Annotated in this window: 15 protein-coding genes; 4 read left to right on the top strand and 11 right to left on the bottom strand. The window is 63.5% G+C overall.

What is annotated here, in order from left to right:
- Positions 1-69: 69 nt before the first annotated feature.
- Genes D109_RS0109755 through tagH form a run of 11 tightly spaced genes read right to left on the bottom strand, consistent with a single transcriptional unit; the run spans position 70 to position 16,082 of the window.
- Positions 70-1,782 carry an SUMF1/EgtB/PvdO family nonheme iron enzyme gene (locus tag D109_RS0109755; protein WP_017476720.1) on the bottom strand — a complete coding sequence of 571 codons (1,713 nt, stop codon included), beginning with the start codon at positions 1,780-1,782 and terminating at the stop codon, positions 70-72.
- Positions 1,775-2,959: an ABC transporter permease gene (locus D109_RS0109760; RefSeq protein WP_017476721.1), complete on the bottom strand. Its 1,185-nt coding sequence runs from the start codon at positions 2,957-2,959 to the stop codon at positions 1,775-1,777. The genes D109_RS0109755 and D109_RS0109760 overlap by 8 nt, the downstream gene beginning before the upstream one ends.
- On the bottom strand, positions 2,959-3,663 hold the full coding sequence (locus D109_RS0109765; RefSeq protein WP_017476722.1) for an ABC transporter ATP-binding protein: 705 nt from the start codon (positions 3,661-3,663) through the stop codon (positions 2,959-2,961). Before D109_RS0109765 ends, D109_RS0109760 begins: the two co-directional genes overlap by 1 nt.
- On the bottom strand, positions 3,663-6,680 hold the full coding sequence (locus tag D109_RS0109770; RefSeq protein ID WP_017476723.1) for a serine/threonine-protein kinase: 3,018 nt from the start codon (positions 6,678-6,680) through the stop codon (positions 3,663-3,665). Before D109_RS0109770 ends, D109_RS0109765 begins: the two co-directional genes overlap by 1 nt.
- Complete coding sequence (locus D109_RS0109775) at positions 6,677-7,396, bottom strand: PP2C family serine/threonine-protein phosphatase (RefSeq protein WP_017476724.1); 720 nt, start codon at positions 7,394-7,396, stop codon at positions 6,677-6,679. Before D109_RS0109775 ends, D109_RS0109770 begins: the two co-directional genes overlap by 4 nt.
- Positions 7,397-8,056, bottom strand: coding sequence for a type VI secretion system-associated protein TagF (tagF, locus tag D109_RS0109780; protein WP_017476725.1), 660 nt, complete (start codon positions 8,054-8,056; stop codon positions 7,397-7,399).
- Complete coding sequence (gene tssM / locus D109_RS0109785) at positions 8,053-11,553, bottom strand: type VI secretion system membrane subunit TssM (protein ID WP_017476726.1); 3,501 nt, start codon at positions 11,551-11,553, stop codon at positions 8,053-8,055. The genes tagF and tssM overlap by 4 nt, the downstream gene beginning before the upstream one ends.
- Complete coding sequence (locus tag D109_RS0109790) at positions 11,550-12,839, bottom strand: DotU family type VI secretion system protein (RefSeq protein ID WP_017476727.1); 1,290 nt, start codon at positions 12,837-12,839, stop codon at positions 11,550-11,552. The genes tssM and D109_RS0109790 overlap by 4 nt, the downstream gene beginning before the upstream one ends.
- A 6-nt stretch (positions 12,840-12,845) precedes the next feature.
- Positions 12,846-14,180, bottom strand: coding sequence for a type VI secretion system baseplate subunit TssK (tssK, locus tag D109_RS0109795; protein WP_017476728.1), 1,335 nt, complete (start codon positions 14,178-14,180; stop codon positions 12,846-12,848).
- Between the two features lie 14 nt (positions 14,181-14,194).
- Positions 14,195-14,701: a type VI secretion system lipoprotein TssJ gene (tssJ, locus tag D109_RS0109800; RefSeq protein WP_017476729.1), complete on the bottom strand. Its 507-nt coding sequence runs from the start codon at positions 14,699-14,701 to the stop codon at positions 14,195-14,197.
- A gap of 52 nt (positions 14,702-14,753) precedes the next feature.
- Positions 14,754-16,082: a type VI secretion system-associated FHA domain protein TagH gene (tagH, locus tag D109_RS0109805; protein WP_026077863.1), complete on the bottom strand. Its 1,329-nt coding sequence runs from the start codon at positions 16,080-16,082 to the stop codon at positions 14,754-14,756.
- Between the two features lie 404 nt (positions 16,083-16,486).
- Here tagH and tssA point away from each other — a divergent pair, with 404 nt between their 5' ends.
- The 4 genes from tssA to D109_RS0109825 all read left to right on the top strand — a co-directional run bounded on the left by tssA (position 16,487) and on the right by D109_RS0109825 (position 20,208).
- The gene (tssA, locus tag D109_RS0109810; protein ID WP_017476731.1) at positions 16,487-17,506 is read left to right on the top strand and encodes a type VI secretion system protein TssA; all 1,020 of its coding nucleotides are present in this window, start codon (positions 16,487-16,489) and stop codon (positions 17,504-17,506) included.
- Positions 17,507-17,560: 54 nt separating this feature from the next.
- On the top strand, positions 17,561-18,067 hold the full coding sequence (gene tssB / locus D109_RS0109815) for a type VI secretion system contractile sheath small subunit (RefSeq protein WP_010168268.1): 507 nt from the start codon (positions 17,561-17,563) through the stop codon (positions 18,065-18,067).
- Between the two features lie 2 nt (positions 18,068-18,069).
- Positions 18,070-19,566 (top strand): type VI secretion system contractile sheath large subunit, encoded by a 1,497-nt coding sequence (gene tssC, locus D109_RS0109820; RefSeq protein WP_017476732.1) that lies wholly within the window; start codon positions 18,070-18,072, stop codon positions 19,564-19,566.
- A gap of 153 nt (positions 19,567-19,719) precedes the next feature.
- Entirely contained in the window at positions 19,720-20,208 is a 489-nt protein-coding gene (locus D109_RS0109825) for a type VI secretion system tube protein Hcp (protein WP_003213345.1), read from the top strand.
- The last annotated feature ends 71 nt before the right edge of the window (positions 20,209-20,279 follow it).

Here is a 20,279-nt window from a genome sequence, read left to right on the forward strand (position 1 = left end):
TAAGTTTGACTTGCCCAGCACGGCCCACCGCCGCCTGAGTCCCTTCCAAGCTCGCCATACAACCAGCGGTCAAGACCGCTGACCGCTCGCTGCGAGCAATTCCTTCAAAATCGTCGCCGGGTCGGCCCGCTGTTGCTTGCGGTAGTTGCCCACATGGCGAACGAATAACGTCGCACGCGTCACCAGGCTCTTGCCCAGTACCGGCTTGCGATCCAACTCTTCCTTGATCCGTTGAAACTGCGCCTGGATCACCGCATCGGTGTAGCGCGTGCCGGTGGCCAGGTTGTCGATGTAGATCGCCACCGCGCCGTCCAGCGCACTGCGCCCATTGGTGATCGCCGTGGCGAACAGCTGCGCGCTGGCTTCGTCCTTGGCGTCGATGGCCTGCTGGCGGCTCTTCTGCAAATTGATCAGGCGGATGTTGTAGTTGTTGATGGTCTCGGCCACCAGGGCCGCAGACTGAATCAGGTTGCCGGCCGCTTCTTCGCGCTGCTGGGCGATCAGCGAAACGTTGCGCTTGAGTTCTTCGTTGACCAGCCCGAGTTCGGCTTGCAGGCGCGGGTCGACGCTGGCGGCGATGATGCTGTCCAGGCGTTTGGTCGGGTCCTGGGCATCATCAATGGCGTCGGTCAGCGAAGCCAGGCGGCCTTCTTTCTGCCACTGGGCGAACAGCTCCTTGTAGCGCGAACGCGGCGCCGACAAGGCGCCAATCGCCACGCGAAAGCCGGTGGTCTCGTTGCTTTGTTCAGTGCCGTCAGCGGCGAACAACGGGTACTCGCGGCGCATGCCGGTGAACAGGGTGCCCTCGCCTTCCAGGTAGTTGCCGCCCTTGACCACGAACCCGCCATAGGTGCCCTGACGACGCCCGGCGTGCACCAGCTGGAAGGATTCCTGGACCATTTCCGCCGCGTTGCCGATCACATCGAACATGCCGATCGGGTTGGGCAGCTTAGTGCCGATAGGCATCAACCGCGCCGCTTGGCCGGTGCCACCGGCAACCTGATTGAACACCGCATAATCGGCGAGGGGGCCATCGCTTTCGCTGCCCTCGGTGCGCCGTGGGAACAGTCGGCCTTCCAGGTCCTGACGGCTGACCGCCTGGCCACCGCGTGCGGCGAACTCCCACTCCACTTCGGTAGGCAGGCGCACAAAGCCCAGGCCGCCGTCATCTGCCGAAGCACCGCGACCACTCACCGGCAACAGCTCGCGGTGGTATTTCATCAACCAGGCGCTGTACACCGCCGAGAAGCGTTCCGCTTCAAAACGCGACAGCTTGACCTTGGGCAGGCGCGCCGCCATCCCGGTGGGTACGTCGCACGCCGGGGCCGGCTCGCCACTGGCCAGGGACTGCGCCTGGGACATGACCTGCGCGTATTGCCGTGCGGTGACTTCGTACTTGCCGATGAAGTACAGCATCGGCTTGAGCGGGGTCTTGGCGTCGGTCTTGGGCATCAACGGCGCGATGACTTTGTTCCATTCCTTGGGCAGGTCCTTGAGGGTGAACTGGCCGTTGATAAAGTCCCGGCGATAACCGGAAATGAACGATTGCTGGTAGCCCGCTTCGCCTTCGCTGAACGGGTAGCCGAGGCTGATCTCGCGGTCATCCAGGGTGCCTTGGGCCAGCACGTAGGCGTAGCGGAACACCATGTTGCCTTCGCAGGGCAGCGGCAGGCTGACGTCATCCGGCAACGGTTTGGGGTTGTCCAGCTTGTCGCTGGCCTCATCGGCCCAGGCCACGCAAGACAGGGTCAGCGCCACGGCGGCGCCCAGTAACTTATACATCTCTGACTCCTTCAGAAGCCTGGATCCGCGCCACACGCCAACCGCCACAGGCCGCCGCCACGGCACTGACGCCAAGGACAGTTGCCAGGGCCAGGCCGTAATGACGCGCCAGCAGGTGACTGGCGTATTCGCCCGGCACCTGCACGAATAATTGGTTCAGGCCTGACTCTGCCAAGCCGTACAACACACCGCTGAATACAGCGGCAAACCCCGCGCTGTAGAGCGCCTGCACCACCACAAACAGCAACAGCCCAGCGGTGGAAAACCCCAACAGCCGCAACACCGACAACTCCCGGCGCTTGCGTGCAACCGACGCCAGCGCACCGGCAAAGATCGCCGCAAACGCGCCCGCCAACGCCAGCCCGGCGATGATCCAGAACACGATCGACAGGTTGCGGCTCAACGACTGCACCTGGGCGATGGTCTGTGCCTGGGTCGACACCAGCAGATTCTGCCCGGCGAAATACACCCGCAGCGGCTCCACATCCACCAGGCGCCGCGCATACAAACGAAACGCCGGGTAAACCCGCTGCTCGCTCACACCCACCGCATCGCCGTCCCAGCCAAACGCCGGCACCGCACGGCCATCGCGATAATCTTCTGCCGCTTCCAGCAAGCCCAAGGGCGCAAACAGTCCATCCCGGGCGAAGGCTTCCAGCGGCAATACGTGCAGCACCTGGACCCGAGTGCCCTGCGACTCGACCCGCCCCGCCACCTGACGACCAAAACTGGCCTCCAGCCAATCACCGGCCTTCGCCCCGAGCTTCTCGGCGGCGGTGTGGCTCAGCACGATCTGATCCAGGCCCTTGGGCATCGGCATGCCGGCCAGCAACGGATCGTTGTCGGCGGTCGGCAGCATCTCCACGGTCACTGCGCCCAACTGCGCCGTCGCTGCAATCTGCCGGGTGCGCGGCAAGGCAAACGCCACGTCATTGCGCTGGCGCAGTTGCTCGACAAATTCACTGCTGAATCGACCACCGCCCAACGGAATAATTTCCCGGGTGGCCGGGTCGTTTTCCAAACGTTCGGTCAAACTGCTAACCAGTCCATATTTCAGGCCAAATAACACCAGCAGCGGGGCGATCACCGCCACCAGCGCGAGCACCGAACACACCGACAGCCACGCGTCGTTGCGGTAATCCTGCCAGGCCAGGGAAGCCACCAGGGCGATACGCATCAGCAGGCCTCCCCGAGGGTCGCGGTGACGCCGCCGTCGGTGTCGCGCCGGCAACTGATGCGCCTTACCTGCAGGCCACTGGCCCGGGCCAGGGGTTCATCATGGGTAGCGATCACGCAGCACGCGCCGTTATTCCGGGCCTGGGCCAACAGTGCCTGCATCACCCGTTCGGCGTTCAACGGGTCGAGCGCAGCGGTGGGTTCATCCGCCAGCAACAGCTGCGGACCGTGGGCCAGTGCCCTCGCGCAGCTGACCCGCTGACGCTGGCCGACGGACAACGCCGCCGGCTTCTTATCCAACTGATCCGTGATCTCCAACTGCTCGGCCAGCCGCGCCACGCTGCCATCGTCCTTCAACCCCAGGAGTTGCCGCGACAACGCAATGTTGCCGCGCACATCGAGAAAACCCAGCAGGCCGCCAGTTTGCAGCACATAACCCAGGTGCCGACTGCGCAGGTCTGCCAGCGCGCTTTGCTGGTCACCGCGCCAGAGTCCGGCGATGTCGACACGGTTGAGCTCGAACTGCCCGACCTGATCCGGCGCCAATACCAGCGCGAGCAAATCCAGCAAGGTGCTCTTGCCACAGCCGCTCGGCCCAACCACCGCCAACTGTTCACCCGCACGCAGTTGCAGGCCCGGAATCACCAGGCTATAGCGCTGGGCGCCAACGCCCCGGCTCTTGTGCACCGCGCTCAAGTTCAGCATTAGGGCAGCGTCGACAGCGGCACGCGGTACAACGCATCCCCCGGCTCGGCATCGCCGAAACGGACCCAGTTCGCCACGTCATTGTGGAAGGTTTCGTAGAGGCGGATCTTCGAATCCAGCTCGTCGATAAAGTCTTCCTGCTCGGCCACGCTCAACGACAGCCACAAGTCCTGGGTCATGTTCAGCGACTTGCTGCGATACGGCAGGCCTTCGAGGTATTCGCCAAGGATGCCGCCGTCCGCCAGGTTGCCGCCTTTTTTCAGGGCCTGTGGATCGCGGCTCATATAGGCCGAGGCGCTGGCGATTTCCTGGAAGAAATCCTTCGGTGAGGTCTGGGTTTTACGCGCGGCGTCGACGATCAGTTTCAAGGATTGCTGCAAATCGTTGAGCTGCAATTTGGTCAGCATCACGCACACCTGGAAGGCCGGCAACGCGGTGTTGGTCAGGTCGCGGTCGGCGGTCCAGGCACTCACCAGTTGCGGCGCCTGGCTCGCCGTTTTGCGGCCGAGGAAATCCATGTGCATCGCATAACCGACGGCGGCGGACTTGTCCGCCAGGGTCGGTGCGGCACTGAGCAGCGGTACCGGCTGCGGCGTGTTGCTGCGTACTTGATGCACCAGGTTGGCGAACACGGTGCCGATCTCGTCGACCCGCTCACCGAACTTGCGCACATCGCCGCCGGGCACCGGCGTGTACAGGTCGCCGATCTGCGGGTTGGCGTCGGCGGTGAGGGTGCGATATTGGGTTTCGGCGCCGCTGTGGGTTTTCTTGCCGGCGTCGGTGCGCAGGTGCAAGGCGTAGATCTTGATCTGCTTGCCCAACGCCGCCTGGCGCACTTCGGCTTCGTTCATCTGGGTGGTGGCGAACGGGTCGTTCTTGCGCAGCGCACCGGCGTCGGTCACCAGCAGGATCAGGCGTCCGCCGTAACCGGACCAGTCCATGCCTTCCACTGCCTGCATCACACCGGCGAACGCATCTTCGTTGAAGGAGTGGCTGGACACAGTGGACGCCTTCACCTGGCGCGCCATGTCGAGGAAGCGTTGCGGGTCGCGGCCCTGGTCGAGGGTGATCAGGGTCTTGGCCACGTATTCCAGGCCCGGGGTTTTCTTGATGCTGTTGCGAAAACCCACCAGGCCGAAACTCACGCTGTCCAGCTCGCCACGTTCGGCGATGCGGGTTTGCAGCTCGTGGACCACGTCGCGGACCTGGTCGATATACGGCTGCATGGACACGGTGGTGTCGACCACCAGCACCACGGCCGTGCGGAAGGCATCGGCATTGGCATCGATCACCGGCGTTCGACCGACCGCCTTGGCGACGACATCAGGCGTGTTGCCGGGGTCGATGGAGGCGATGTTGAGCAACTGCACCGGCTGGCCGTTTTCGTCGAAGCTCTCTTTGGAGTCGAAGATCGGCAGCAGGTAAAACTGGTTCTGCGGCACAGCACTGGCGGTCGGTTCCAAGGCCAGCACTTGCTGGTTGTCCTCGCCGTTTTTCTGCACCTTGAGCAGCAGGTTTTTCGCCGCCGCCGGATCAGCCAGCAGCTTTTCCACTTCCGCGGATTGGCGCAGGAACATCACCGGCGCCCGGCCCGAACGCTCGGTGAACTTGAGCACCAGGCTCTGCTTCCAGTCGCTGACTTGCGCCGCCGGCAACCAGCCGTCGCTGCGCCCGTCGGTGGCGGCGCCAACCCGCAGCCACAGGCTGCCGTCGACATCCTTGCGCTGGTAGACGTAAAGCACGGAAAACGCTGGCAAACCTTCGCCTGCCGCGCCGCCCGCGTCACTCGACAGTTTTGCGCCGGGCTTGCTCAGTACCCGCTGGAACAGGGTTTTCTTGCCGGCCATCAGCAACGGGCGTTGGCCGCCATCGGCCTGCGTCGCCACAGGTTGCGCGGCAGGCAGCGTGGCAGGTGGCGTGGCGGTCTTGGCAGCCTCGGCAACCGGCGGCGCGGCGGGCGCGTCATCTTTCAACCACCAGTAACTCGCGCCCCCAATCGCCAGCGCCACCGCCACGGCAACCGCTGCCAGCGCCAGCACCGGCCCACGGTTTTGTTCAGACACCGCAGAGTGTTGCGTCGGCGTCACCACCGGTTGCCGCACGGGTTGTGGCTGCGGCTTGTCGGTCGGGATTTCGATGGAGACCGGCGTGAGTCCGGCCAGGTCATTCGAGACCGCCACCGGAATCGGCAGAGGCCGAATCAACGTCGCCTCGACCTGCTCTTCCTTCGGCAAATGATCCAACGCCCGCAACAACGCCGCCGCATCCGGGAAGCGTTCCGCCGGATCCTTGGCCAGCAGCTTGCGCAGCACCTCCTGATAGCGCCCGTGATGCACCGGCAACTCCGGCAGCGGTTCAGTCAGGTGCGCCAGCGCAGTGGAAAGTGCATCGGTGCCGTTATAAGGCAGTTTGCCCACGAGGATTTCGTAGAGCACCACGCCCAACGCATAAAGGTCGGCGCGACCATCAATCTCCTGGCCCCGGGCTTGCTCCGGGCTCATATAGCTCGGCGTGCCGACGGCAAATCCGGCCTGGGTGAACTGCGTGCGGTCATCCAGGGACTTGGCGATACCAAAGTCCGACAACACCGCCGTGCCATCCGCGCGGAACAGAATGTTCGCCGGCTTCACATCGCGATGCACCAGACCCTGAGCATGGGCATAGCCCAGCGCCGAGGCGATCTGGCGGATATACGTCAGCCCCTGCTCCGGCGTCAGGCCGGCGGCGATGCGCTCCTTGAGCGTGCCGTTGGGCAGGTATTCCATGGCCATGTAGTACAGCTCACCGACATTGCCGATGTCATGGATGGTCACGGTGTGCGGGTGGGACAGGCGCGCCAGGGTCTTGCCTTCGCGCAGGAAGCGTTCGCAGAAGCTCGGGTCGGCCGCCAGCGCTGCCGCCATGATCTTCAGCGCGACCTTGCGCTCCAGGGAACGCTGGGTCGCCAGGTACACGCTGGCCATGGCGCCAACGCCGATTTCGCCTTCGATGTCGTAGCCGGGAATGCTGATGTTCATGTCGACACCTTCACGACAATGGCGGTGATGTTGTCCGGCGCGCCGCGATTGAGCCCCAGGTGCACCAGGCTGCGGACGATTTCATCCGGCTCGGCATGGCTCAGCACTTCGCGGATCTCGTGGTCTTCGACGGTCTTGTTCAGGCCGTCGCTGCACAGCAGGTAACTGTCGCCGGGGGCGATCAACAGGTCGACCGACGACAACGCCAACTGTGCTTCCACGCCAATCGCTCGGGTGACGATATTCGCCCGAGGATGCACCCGGGCATCGGCTTCGCTGAGCAGGCCGCTGTCCTGCAAGTCCTGCACGTAGCTGTGGTCGCGGGAAATGCCTTCCAGCACGCCGTCCCGCAGGCGATACAGGCGGCTGTCGCCGGCCCACAAGCACACGCCACGCAAGCCGCGAGTGGCAAGCAACACCACGGTGCTGCCCATCATGGTCACGCCACGGTTGGCGGTTTCTTCGCGCACCGCGCCGTTGACTCGCAGCAGGTCGCTGCGCAATGCCGCCGTATATTCCTCAAGGGAACGGCCCACAGGAATGCTGCGCAGGCTGTCGACAATCAGGCTGCTGACGTAATCCCCTGCTGCGTGCCCGCCCATGCCGTCGGCCACCACCCACAGGCCGTTTTCCGGCAGGTCGAGGCAGGCGTCTTCATTGACTTGGCGAACCATGCCGACGTGGCTTTTGCTGGCGGATTTGAACGTGGACCGCATCTACACAACACCTTCTTGTTCTTGGCCGAGCAAAAATTGCGCAAAATCGTCGGCGGCAGGCAGGCCCTGACACCGCAATAAACCGGGGGAAATCTGTTGCGAACCACGGCCCCACCACAGGCTCGCGCCTTCGCAGGCGTGTTCGGCAAGCGCGGTCATCCGCGCCTGCGGGTCTGTGGCGTTGACACGCTGCAGGCCGGCAAAGCGGCTGCTCAAGGTACGTGGGCGGCAGGCCGGAGCACTGAGGGATTCGATCCCGTCGCTGAAACCTTCGAAAGTGGCCCCGGCATCCAGGGTGCTCAGCAGCAGCTCTTCCACCTGCTCAAACCAGGCGTCCGGCCCGCCGATGATGGAGGCCGGGTCGGTGTCATGATCCAACAACGCAGCCACCGTCAGCGGGAAATAGCGCCCCACCCGGTCGATACTCGGCATCACCACGCCCACCGCCGCGTCCGGCCCGCACACACCCGGCGCCAACACGAAGCGCCACAGCGGGCTGACCAAGTACGCGTTCAACCAGTCAGCCCCCAGACGGGTCTGGCTGGCGAGCAATCCGGACGCCAGCCAGCTGTCCCAAGGACCGATAAAACTCTGGGGCAGCGCACGGCTGACAAAGTCGCCGCGGCACGCCAACTTGCCGTAGAAACCCAGCGTGGTCATAGACGCTCCGGCAGGCTGAAGCCGTTAAGCACGCGACTCTTGAACGGGTTGAAGGCGCTGTTGGCCCGCAACTCGTAGGAGATGCTCGCGCCGTCGACCCGCAGGCGCAGGTTGAAGCGGTCCGGTGAATTACCGGCGGTCAGGTCCGATTGCTCCAGCAACCGGAACCACGCCCACGGGCCGTCCAGCGTCACGCCGGAGCGCCCGCTGGCCGACGGCGGCATGATGGAAATGCGCACCACGCCAATGCTGCCGGGATTCGGCCACTGCATCGCAACCGGGCGGCTCGGGCCGTGGTCGTAGCTCAGTTGCTGGCCGTCCAGGTCCAACAGGAACTGGGTGATGGTCGCGTCCATCGCCACCGGCTTGAGTTCAAAGCGCACGATCGGCTGGGTGCCACCGGCGCGGAAAAACGCGTCACGAATGGTCGCCGCGCGCTGGAAGGTTTGCAGCACGCCCGGCGCGATGCCAAGCTTCTGCGCCGCGCCCGGCTGCCAGCGCCAGGTTTGCGTGGAGGTGTCGACGTAAGGTTGCAGGTACTTGCGGAAGTAATTGTCCATCACCCCGCCCACCCCAAAGAACTGCCCGAAGTCATCCAGGGTGGCGTCCCGCGCACTGCCGGGCGACATCGGATAACGCCCGGCCAGGGACTGGCGGTACACGTTCACCACTTCGCTGACCCACGCCGCATTCAGCTGGTTACGCACCCCGCCCATCATGCTGTTGGTGGTGGAGTTGACCACTGACTTGACCATGCCCTGCACCAGCGGCGGCTGGCGTTCGGCATTCAGGCTGACCCGCGTGGCCGCAGCCGCCGCCTGGTTTTTCGCTTCGCCGAGCAACGCATCGCCGCTGGCGCCGACCATGGCGCTGACCTGCACATACAACGCATTCATGTCCGCCAGCAGGCCATCAATGGCCGCCGGTTCGCCTTCGTTCTTGCTGACGATGCTATTGAGTTCGGCGAAGTGTGCCGTCACCGGATCTTCACTGGCCGCCGGTGCATTCGCAGTCGGCTGGTCCTGGCCGAGCAGGCTGCCGAGGCGTTCCTTGAGCTTGTCCACGCCACCTTCCACCGGCGCGCCCTTGGCGGCCAGAAGGCGTTCTTCCGCCTGCAGGTCCGTCTCCTTGGAGACCGCCACCAGCAGCTTCTTCAGCGGCGAGGTCGGCCCGGAAATCACCCGCAAAACGTCGGCCGCCTGGGCCACGCTGGTGATCGGCACAAAGTCGATATCAGCCAGCAAGGCGTCCCACTGGCGCTGATAGTCCTGGAAGTACAGGCGGCGCACGTCGGCTGCGAGGCTGACCACGTTCTGTTGATCCGCCGGCTCGCGGCCCAGCACCCATTGCTCTTCCGCGAGGGTACCGGCCTGGTTCAGGCTGGTCAGCAGGAAGCCCTGGCGATAACCCTTGGCGGTGAAGAACCCGCTCAACGGCTCACCCAACGGCTTGCCACTTTTGCGACTGAACACCAGCGCGGCATCGCGGCCCGCCGCTTCGTTGATGCGAAAGTCCGGCACACCTTCCGGCAGTTTCTGACGCTTGATCCGGTCGTACACACGCTGGGCCACCGGCAGTTGCTGCAGTTGCCGACGCAGGTCGTCGATCAAGCGCGGGTCGAGCCGGGCGCTGGGCGGGTGCCGCTCGAACAAGGCCTGCAAGTGCCCGATCAATGCCTGACGCTGATCCGCCGGCAGATCCCGTGGCAGGTTGCGGTCCCAGTCCAGGGCGATCCAGGCCTTGATGAAGTCCGGGTCGTAATGCTCGCTGTCGGCGAGCATCAGGTAGGCCTTCAAGCCTTCATAGAGGAAGTCGGAATTGCCACCGCCGTGCAGTTGCTCTTCGATGCGCGTCACCAAACGGGGGGCGAACACGGCGATCAACAGCTTGCGGTAGACACTGGCGGATTCAGCTTCGAGCATGTCGCCCTGATACAGGCCCAACCCTTCGGACCAGCTCGGCGAGTCCCCCGCCAGGTTCTTCACGGCGTTGAGCAGCGGCAGCACCGCCAGTACTTCGCGTTGCGCCGGGCTCAGGTTCTGCACGGTCTGGCCCAGCGGTGCGACCTTCTGGTCAACTTGGGCGATGTAGGCCTGGTTGGCGCGATAACTCACCCACAACAGGGTACTGACCACCAGCACCAACGCCACGGTTGCGGCCAGCACGCCACGGGCAATCCACTTGCGACGGCGCTCGACCTTCGGGTTGACGCCCACCAGGCCACGCTCGGCAAACGCCACGGCGGTGAACAGTTTTTCGATGAAGTAGCTGCGCCCGGTGCCGGTCTGACGCGCCAGGTGTTGACGGTCCAGGTTCATGCTCTGGGCCATGGCGCCGATCAAGCGGTCAATCGGGCTGCCTTCCTGGGTGCCGCTGGTGAAGTACACGCCGCGCAGCAAGACGCGCTCTTCAAAGGCATTGGGTTTGAACACGCCTTCGAGGAAGCCTTGCAGGCAATCTTTCAACGCGCCGAACTGCTGCGGGAAACCGTAGATCAGGTCGCGCCGCGCCGGGTCGCGTTCCTGTTGCAGGCGTTCCACCAGGCGCTCGTTGAGGCGCTGCTCCAGGCCGGCGAATTCGCTTTGCAGATGGGCCAGCGGGCTGTCGCTGTTCTTGCCGTCATCGAGGGCGAAGGTCATGCCCCACACCTGGGCGCGTTCTTCCTTGCTCAGGTTGTCGAAGAACTCCATGAAGCCCGGCACCAGGTCGAGCTTGGTGAGCATCAGGTAGATCGGGAAGCGCACGCCCAGTTGGGTGTACAGCTCCTGGATCCGCAAGCGGATCGCGGCGGCATGGGCGGCGCGTTCGGCGTCGCTGCCCAGCAGCAGGTCCGAGAGGCTGATGGCGATAAACGCACCATCAATCGGGCGCCGGGAACGCTGCTTTTTCAGCAGGTCGAGGAAGCCCAGCCAGGCGGCTTTATCCACCGTGGAGTTGCTGTCCTGGGTGGTGTAGCGGCCGGCGGTGTCGAGCAATACGGCTTGGTCGGTAAACCACCAATCGCAATTGCGCGTACCGCCCACGCCCCGCACCGCACCGGCGCCCAACTGCGCGGCCAAGGGAAAGTGCAGCCCGGAATTGACCAGCGCGGTGGTCTTGCCCGAACCCGGCGGGCCGATGATCACGTACCACGGCAGCTCATACAGGTTGCGGCGCTCGTCACCGCCCAGCTTGGCCTTTTTCAACAGGGCCAGGGCTTCGTCCATGCGCTGGCGCAGGGTCGCCAGCTCTTCGGCGGTAGCGACGCTGGCCGGGTCTGGCGGTGTTTCTGCGGCGAGGCTGCGCATCACTTCGGCGGCCTGGCGACGAGCCTGGATAATACGGAACACGCGGTAGGCAATCCACACCGCGAACACCAGGATGATCAGCGCCCAGCGGCGCCCTTCCGGCACCAGCACATCGAGCAACGGCCCCACAAACCAGATGATCAGGCTCAAGGCGATCAGGCCCAGCAACGGGATCACCCAGCGAATCACAAAACTGAAAAACGCCTTCACTCGACCCCCTCCGCCAATACGGTGATTTCTACCCGGCGATTGCGCGCACGGCCTTCGGCAGTGGCATTGGTCGCCACCGGCTCAGTGTCGCTGCGGCCCTCGGCACTGAAGCGTTCCGGCTGGCCGGTCTTGGCCGCGAGAATCTCCAGCACCGATTTGGCCCGCGCCTCGGACAGCGCCCAGTTGGACGGGAACCGCAGGGTCGCAATCGGACGGTTATCGCTGTGGCCGGTGACCCGCACCTGGCCCTTGACCTTGCGGATGGCGTCGGCAATGCGCAGCATCAGTGGCTGGAAGTCATCGACGATGCTGGAGCTGGCCGAGGCGAACAGTTCATCGCCACGGATGGTCACCACGGAACGGTCGACCGCATCTTCCACAGCCACGCGGCCGGCCTTGATGTCTTCCACCAGGAAGCCCGCCAGACGCGGTCGCTCAATGATTTTTGGCTGGGCGACCGGGCGGTCGATGGCCTGCACCGGGATCTCGCCCAGGGCATGAATATTCTTGAACACCGGCTCGGCATCCGACGCCAGTTTCATCCGCAACCCGAACAGCAATGCCAGCAACAGCGCCACGCCGATGGCCACGGCGATCCACGGCGGCATGAACTGCGCCAGGCGATCACGGGCCACGGTGACGCCACGCCAATGGGGCGACAGTTCGCGCTCATGCTCGCCACGGGCACTGCGAATGGCCGCAGCGGTGCGCTCGCGCAAGGCTTCCAGCTGGCTGCGGCCGTCGTTCATCACACGGTAGCGACCTTCGAAACCCAGGCACAGGCACAGGTACAACAGCTCCAGCAGGTACAGGCGTTCCCGCGGGCTTTGCAGGCAGTGATCCAGCAACTGGAAGACCTTTTCGCCACCCCAGGCTTCGTTGTGCACGGTGATCAGCAAGCTCTGTTTGCCCCAGTCACTGGCACTGCCCCACGGCGTACTCAGCACGGCTTCATCGAGGGCGGTGCACAGCGCGTAACGCGCCAACAGCACGTCATTGCGGGCTACGCCGGCGGCCTCGGCACGCTCTTCGAACTGGCGCAAGTAGGCCAGCAACTGCGCGCGCAGGCTCGACGGCGCCGGGTGGGCAATCGTATTACGCAGGCGCGTCAGCAGCGACAGCAACGGGCCGGCGGCGCTTTCCAGGGGGTTCAGGCCTTGGGCCTTGCCGGTCAGGATCGGCGCGGCAGGCATCGACAGCGGCGCCGGTTCTGCGCGAACCGGCTCCGGTGCGCGGCCACCCGGGCGCGGCATGAACTGGGTGCGGTCATCATCATTCGGATGCATCGCGGATTACCCTCGGATGGCCCAGAAAGCCAGGTTCAACCCCGGGAACTGGCCGGCGATGTGGAACGCAAAGCCACCGGAATTACTCAGTTGCTGCCAGTGCTCGCTGCCCCGGTCCAGCTCGTAATAGGTGCTGCCTGCGTGGTACGGAATCTGCCGTGGCGCCACCGGCAGCGGCAGCAGGCCGATGCCCGGCAGTTGCAGGTTGACCATGTCGCGGATGTGCTCCACCGAGCCGACTTTGCTTTGCTGGCCGAAATGCGCGCGCAGGGTTTCTCCCGGCACATCGGCGCGCACCACCAGGATGAAACTGGCGCTGTCGATCAGGGTTTTGTCGGCCAGCATCGCCACGTGTATGCCGTAGGCTTTCTCGACAATCGGGATCGGCGTGGCCTTGCTGTCGATCAGCATCGACAGCGCCTCGCGCAGGGCCTGCATCACCGGGGTGAAGCTCAGGGCCAGGTCGTCGTGCTGGTATTGCGGGTATTCCTTGGGGCGGCGGCCAGTGGTGGAGAAGGTCGAGAACTCGCCGGCCAGGCTCACCAGTTCACTGAAGAAACGCTCCGGGTGCAGCGGGCTCAACTGGCTCAGGTGCTGGATCAGCGGCTGGGCGCGGTTGACCAGTTGCAGCAGCATGAAGTCGGCAATTTCCGAAGCGCCACCGGCGCCCGAGGCCACCACGCGCCCGGCCAACGCTTCGCCGCGCTGGTGCAACAGGCCCAGCAGTTCACTGCGGAACGCGGTCAGCGGCTTGCTGGCGGTCACGTCGAGTACCGGCGGGATGTAGCTGTCGTCGAGTACCAAAGCGCGGTCGGCGCGTTTTTCCTTGATGCGCACCAGACCGATGGCGGCGTAATCGCTGATGCCATCCTGGGCGGTCAACAGGCGCAAGGCGCGGGAGCCCACCGCCACCGGCGCTCGGTTTTCGAAGGGTGCGTTGTCGTCGCGCACTTCCCGCACCTGGCTGACGTAGCGCGCCGCTTCGAGGGCTTCGCCTTCGTCGACGGTGTCGCGGGCACCGGCACGCTTGAGGGGCAGCGCCAGGTAGACCAAGCCATCACGCAGGTGGTCGTCGATGTTCAACGGGCTCGGCGCCACGTCGTCCTGGGGGATATTGAACGGCGTGCCGTCGGGCAACAAACCGCGTGCCGAGACAATCGCCAGCTTGCCCTGGGCCAGCAGACCCTGGTCAATCAACAGTTCGGAGAAGCCCCAGGCCCCTGCCGACAACGGGCGGCTGCGCGCATCGATCAGGTTTTCCAGGTAACGGTCATGCTGCTGGAAGTGCTGCGTTCCGATGAACATGCCTTCCGACCAGACCACGCGATTGTTCCAGGACATGGGGGCTCCGATTCTTATTGGGCAGGGCTGGATGGGGGAACCACGACGTCGGCACGCACGGCATGCACATCGAGGCTGATCTGGTATTCGGTGTATTGGCGCGCCGGCACGTTGAGCACCGTGCGCCACTGGGCACGGTCCAGCTCGCGATAGCCCACCAGCAGGCCGATCTGGCGGGTGGACGGGTCGAGGTCGCGCTGGATGCTCAATTGCTGGCCGGGCTGGATCACCACTTCGTCCTGGTCGAGCAGGTCGAGGCCGAGGGTCGACTGGGCGCGATCGGCCAAGGCGAAGTAGTCGGAACGGCTGAAGGTGGCGGCGTTTTTCAGTTCGAAAATTCGCACCCGTACCGGGGCTGCCTGGCCATTGGCACCGGGGTTGAGCCCGGCAATGGCGTGGAAATGCAGCTCGACGGCGGCGGTGTCTGCCTCAGCCTCGGGGGCCTCGGGTTTAGCTGCATCCTTGGCACACGCCGTCAGCAGAAGCGCGGTGGCGGCTGCGAGTAAAAACCTGGGAATCATCCTGCGTCCTCAATGACGTACTTAGCTATCCGTTGTTCCATGTACTGCGTTGTTAGTGACGCTGTCGGCTGCTGTGCTCTTCGTAGGCACGGCTGAACTCACGCCCGAACAGGTCCTGGAAATCTTCCTGGGCCTCGCGGGAAATATTGCTGTAGAGCTCGCTGAACTGCTGCCAGTACTGGGCCTGGCGCGAACCGTTGAAAATGCTCGAGAGCCCGCCGGGCTTGCCCATGCGCTCTTCGAGCTGCGCCGGCTCAAAGCGCGTCAGCAGGTGCTTGATGGCGGCTTCGACCCCGGCCATGACGGCCAGCTGGTGCGCCCGCAGATCGTCGAAACTGTCGCGCACTGCCACGTCCGGTGCCATAAACGCCTGGTTGCTGTGACGCAGTAGCAGCAGTAACGCTTCATCGGCATTCGGGGCAAATTTCAACGGATTGTTTTCCACCGGCTGTATCACCGTCTGTTGCATGCGGAACTCGCCCTTGAGGCTGCTGCGGGCACGCAACACGTCGATCAAACCTTCGACCATCAGCCGGTAGCTGCGACCGATGCTTTCCATCTGGGCTTCGGCCTGGGCCTTGTCCAGGCGCAACTGATCGAGGCCAGCGCCGCGCAGGAAGGCTTGCAGCAAATCGGGTTGGTTGGTGTCAGCCACCGGGAGCGGCTGCTCAACCTTGGGCGGCTCGACAATCGGCGGCTGTGGCGGTATTGGCGGCGGCGCAACAGGCTGGGGTGCCGGGGCATCGCCAAACAAATCCCAGTCGTCGGGAATGATTGAGCCGGAGACCAACGGCGCCGGAGGTTCAGCCACAGGCAACGGTGTCGGCGGGCGGAAATCGTGCTGCTCGGCCGGCACGTGATCATGCACGGTGGCCGGCGGGACGCTGGTGGGCGCGAGGAAGTCGAACAGGTCCGGCAGGGTGTCCATCGACGAGGCGCCCTGGAACTGCGGCGCGATCACCGGGTGCGGCGTCGGGGTGCTCACGGCGGCACCCATCAGGGCTTCGAAGCTGTTGGAGGCGTGACCGGTGAAAGACGGGGAATCTGTCACTTTCAGGTTGAAATCGATACGCGCCTGGATTTCGTAATCACCGATGCGAATCAGCTCGCCGTCTTGCAATGGCTCACTGTTTCCCCGGCGCAAACGGATGCCGGCGTTGACTAGCTCAACACCGTTAGTGCTGTTATCGGTTAAATAATAACGACCCTCTTTGTATTGAATAACGCAATGTTGCGTGGAAACCAGGCGCTCTGGATCAGGCAGTATCCAGTCATTTTCGGAACCGCGGCCAATAGCCATTGCACCCTGATCCATGGACTTTTCAGGGCACTGGCCAGGGGTAATCTTGTGATAACTAGTGATAGTCAAACACAGCGACATCATGCCTCCTTGCTGATACTTCACGCGCGGCCGTTCCCTGGGAGAACTGCTGCCGAGGGATCCACGACAGATCCTTCCAAAACCTTGAAAGCCTGCTTCAACCCGCGTAATTGCTGATCTTAACCGGCCTGTATGACAAAAATCCTGCCTCGGCACCTGCTTCGACTGATCAGTCGCGCAAGATGTTAAGCACCGCACATCTGTCATAGAGGGCGAATAGCTTACCTTGACAAGGCATAAGTACTACACCAAAAATGCACAACTTCTTGAACACCAGTGATGGCACTTTGAAATCAGCACGATATCAAAGCGCTAAATATGACCAAGAAAACATGCAAAGTTCCTCGCGCAACTAATGCATGAGTTGCCCGTTATCTAACGGGCTGATAGGGAGATCGAATTTAGTGGATGTGCCTCTGCTGCTCGCCGCCGTTTCCGCGACTTCGCCTTGTGGCGAAGACTTGGAATATGACGCCGATTATTTGCATCTTGAGCGTGCCGCACAGGGTCAACCCGAGCGCAGCATGGGCGACTCGATCCTGCCTGCCGAACCTCCGGAATGGCGCAGCATCCAGCAGCAAAGCCTCGACCTCCTGCAACGCAGCAAAGACCTGCGCATCACCCATTTCCTGTTGCAAAGCGCCCTCGCCCTCCAAGGCATCGCGGGGCTTGCCGACGCGCTCACGCTGATCAACGCGCTGCTGCGCGAATACTGGGCCGACCTGCATCCGCGCCTGGATGCCGATGAAGACAACGACCCCACCGTGCGCATCAACGCCCTCAGCGGCGTGGCCAGCGACGCGAACATCCGCCTGCTGCGCGAAGCCATTCTCACCCGTTCGCGCACCTTTGGCCCCGTCAGCCTGCGCGCTGCGCTGAATGCCAGCGGGCTGCAGAGTTTCCCCGGCGAAAGCCTCGGCGCCGAACAGCTCAACGGCGCGTTTCTCGACAGCGATGCCGAGCAACTGCAAGCCACTCGCGACGCGCTGAACACCGCCCGCACCGCCTGTGATGCCATCGAACAATACGTCAGCGACCAGGTCGGTTCCGCCCAGGGCGTGGACCTCGGCCCCTTGAAGCAACTGCTCAAGCAGGCCGTGCAGATACTCAACCAATACGCCCCACACAGCGGCGCCGCCAGCGAGCCCGAGGTTGTCAGTGACGACAATGCCCCCTCGGTTGAATACGCCGCCGCGCCCGTTGCAGCACGCCCGACCGGCGACATCGCAAGCCGCGATGAAGTGCTGCGCAGCCTCGACAAAATCCTTGCGTACTACACCCGGCACGAGCCTTCGAGCCCGCTGCCGGTGCTGTTGAACCGAGCGAAGAATCTGGTGCACGCCGACTTTGCGGCCATCGTGCGCAACCTGATTCCCGACGGCATGTCCCAATTTGAAAATCTGCGCGGGCCGGACAGCGAATAAGCGTACGGATCGCGCAGTTACAACACCGTCGCTCAAGCGACCAGGAGCAGCAACGTGGCGAAGCAAAGTTCTCAGAAATTCATCGCGCGCAACCGTGCGCCTCGGGTGCAGATCGAGTACGACGTCGAGCTCTACGGCGCCGAGAAAAAGGTCCAGCTGCCCTTCGTCATGGGCGTGATGGCCGACCTCGCCGGCAAGCCCGCGGAACCTCTGGCGCCTGTGGCCGACCGCAAGTTTCTTGAAGTGGACGTCGACAACTTCGACTCGCGCCTCAAGGCCATGCAGCCACGCGTCGCGTTCCACGTGCCCAACGAGCTGACCGGCGAAGGCAACCTGAGCCTGGACATCACCTTCGAAAGCATGGACGACTTCAGCCCCGCTGCCGTGGCACGCAAGGTCGACTCGCTGAACAAGCTGCTCGAAGCCCGCACGCAGCTGGCCAACCTGCTGACCTACATGGACGGCAAGACCGGCGCTGAAGAAATCATCATGAAAGCGATCAAGGACCCGGCATTGCTGCAGGCCCTTGCGAGCGCGCCGAAGCCGGCAGGGGACCAGTAATCATGACCGAGAATACCGCCCGCGAAGGCGCCCAGAACCTGGGCGCTACCGAAGAAACCAGCGAGTTCGCGTCGCTGCTGCTGCAAGAATTCAAACCCAAGACCGAGCGTGCTCGCGAAGCCGTGGAAACCGCCGTGCGCACCCTGGCCGAGCAGGCACTGGCCCAGACCGACCTGGTGTCCAACGACGCGATCAAGTCGATCGAATCGATCATCGCCGCCATCGACGCCAAGCTCACCGCCCAGGTCAACCAGATCATCCATCACCAGGATTTCCAGCAACTGGAAAGCGCCTGGCGTGGCCTGCACTATCTGGTGAACAACACCGAGAGCGATGAGCAACTGAAGATTCGCGTGCTCAACATCTCCAAGCCGGACCTGCACAAGACCCTGAAGAAATTCAAGGGCACCGCGTGGGACCAGAGCCCGATCTTCAAGAAGATGTACGAAGAAGAATACGGCCAGTTCGGCGGCGAACCGTACGGTTGCCTGGTGGGCGACTACTACTTTGACCAGTCGCCTCCCGACGTGGAACTGCTGGGGGAGCTGTCGAAAGTCTGCGCCGCGATGCACGCACCGTTCATTGCCGCTGCTTCGCCGACCGTAATGGGCATGGGCTCGTGGCAGGAACTGTCGAACCCGCGCGACCTGACCAAGATCTTCACCACCCCGGAATACGCCGGCTGGCGCTCCCTGCGTGAATCGGAAGACTCGCGCTACATCGGCCTGACCATGCCGCGCTTCCTGGCGCGCCTGCCGTACGGCGCCAAGACCGACCCGGTGGAAGCCTTCGCCTTCGAAGAAAACACCGACGGTGCCGACAGCTCCAAGTACACCTGGGCCAACGCGGCCTACGCGATGGCGGTGAACATCAACCGTTCGTTCAAGCACTTCGGCTGGTGCTCGCGCATCCGTGGCGTGGAGTCTGGCGGTGAAGTCGAGAACCTGCCGGCCCACACCTTCCCGACGGATGACGGCGGTGTGGACATGAAATGCCCGACCGAAATCGCCATCAGCGACCGCCGCGAAGCGGAACTGGCGAAGAACGGTTTCATGCCGCTGCTGCACAAGAAAAACACCGACTTTGCTGCCTTCATCGGCGCCCAGTCGTTGCAGAAACCGGCCGAATACGATGACCCGGACGCCACCGCCAACGCCAACCTGGCCGCGCGCCTGCCGTACCTGTTCGCCACCTGCCGTTTCGCTCACTACTTGAAGTGCATCGTGCGCGACAAGATCGGTTCCTTCAAAGAGAAGGACGAGATGCAGCGCTGGTTGCAGGACTGGATCCTCAACTACGTGGACGGCGACCCGGCGCACTCCACCGAAACCACCAAGGCCCAGCACCCATTGGCCGCTGCCGAAGTGATCGTGGAAGACGTTGAAGGCAACCCGGGGTACTACAACTCCCGGTTCTACCTGCGCCCGCACTATCAGCTTGAAGGGCTGACCGTGTCGCTGCGCCTGGTATCGAAACTGCCTTCGGCAAAAGGCGCGTAACACCGTCGCTCGTTCCCACGCTTCGCGTGGGAATGTCGCTCGGGACGCTCCGCGTCCCAGTGACGCGGAGCGTCACAAGATGCGTTACCACGCAGAGCGTGGGAACGATCAGCGTTAACAAATTCTGTGGCTGAGACCACACAGGGAGAAAACATGGCTGTTGATATTTTCATCAAGATCGGCGACATCAAGGGCGAGTCCATGGACAAGGCCCACAAGGACGAAATCGACGTATTGAACTGGAGCTGGGGCATGGCCCAGTCCGGCAACATGCACGTGGGCGGTGGCGGCGGCGCGGGCAAGGTGAACATCCAGGACCTGTCGCTGACCAAGTACGTCGACAAGGCCTCGCCCAACCTGATGATGCACTGCGCCAGCGGCAAGCACATCGACAAGGTCACGCTGACCGTGCGCAAGGCCGGCGGTGAAAGCCAGGTCGAGTACATGATCATCAACCTGGAAGAAGTACTGGTCACCTCCCTGAGCACCGGCGGTTCGGGCAGCGATGATCGCCTGACCGAAAACGTGACCCTGAACTTTGCCCAGGTGATGGTGGACTACCAGCCACAGAAAGCCGATGGCACCAAAGACGGCGGCGCGATCAAGTTTGGCTGGAACATTCGCTCCAACACCAAACGCTGATTGCCCCTGTAGCCGCCGCCCCAGGTGGCGGCTGCAAGCCCCCTGTTCCTCTCGCAACCCGTCCGTGGAGC

Source organism: Pseudomonas sp. PAMC 26793 (assembly GCF_000313235.1).
GTDB classification, from domain to species: domain Bacteria; phylum Pseudomonadota; class Gammaproteobacteria; order Pseudomonadales; family Pseudomonadaceae; genus Aquipseudomonas; species Aquipseudomonas yamanorum.

Bases quoted from the DNA above. Each gene is read 5' to 3' on its own strand.
- D109_RS0109755 (WP_017476720.1), bottom strand. From the start codon at position 1,782: ATGTATAAGTTACTGGGCGCCGCCGTGGCGCTGACCCTGTCTTGCGTG.
- D109_RS0109760 (WP_017476721.1), bottom strand. From the start codon at position 2,959: ATGCGTATCGCCCTGGTGGCTTCCCTGGCCTGGCAGGATTACCGCAAC.
- D109_RS0109765 (WP_017476722.1), bottom strand. From the start codon at position 3,663: ATGCTGAACTTGAGCGCGGTGCACAAGAGCCGGGGCGTTGGCGCCCAG.
- D109_RS0109770 (WP_017476723.1), bottom strand. From the start codon at position 6,680: ATGAACATCAGCATTCCCGGCTACGACATCGAAGGCGAAATCGGCGTT.
- D109_RS0109775 (WP_017476724.1), bottom strand. From the start codon at position 7,396: ATGCGGTCCACGTTCAAATCCGCCAGCAAAAGCCACGTCGGCATGGTT.
- tagF (WP_017476725.1), bottom strand. From the start codon at position 8,056: ATGACCACGCTGGGTTTCTACGGCAAGTTGGCGTGCCGCGGCGACTTT.
- D109_RS0109790 (WP_017476727.1), bottom strand. From the start codon at position 12,839: ATGCATCCGAATGATGATGACCGCACCCAGTTCATGCCGCGCCCGGGT.
- tssK (WP_017476728.1), bottom strand. From the start codon at position 14,180: ATGTCCTGGAACAATCGCGTGGTCTGGTCGGAAGGCATGTTCATCGGA.
- tssJ (WP_017476729.1), bottom strand. From the start codon at position 14,701: ATGATTCCCAGGTTTTTACTCGCAGCCGCCACCGCGCTTCTGCTGACG.
- tagH (WP_026077863.1), bottom strand. From the start codon at position 16,082: ATGTCGCTGTGTTTGACTATCACTAGTTATCACAAGATTACCCCTGGC.
- tssC (WP_017476732.1), top strand. From the start codon at position 18,070: ATGACCGAGAATACCGCCCGCGAAGGCGCCCAGAACCTGGGCGCTACC.
- D109_RS0109825 (WP_003213345.1), top strand. From the start codon at position 19,720: ATGGCTGTTGATATTTTCATCAAGATCGGCGACATCAAGGGCGAGTCC.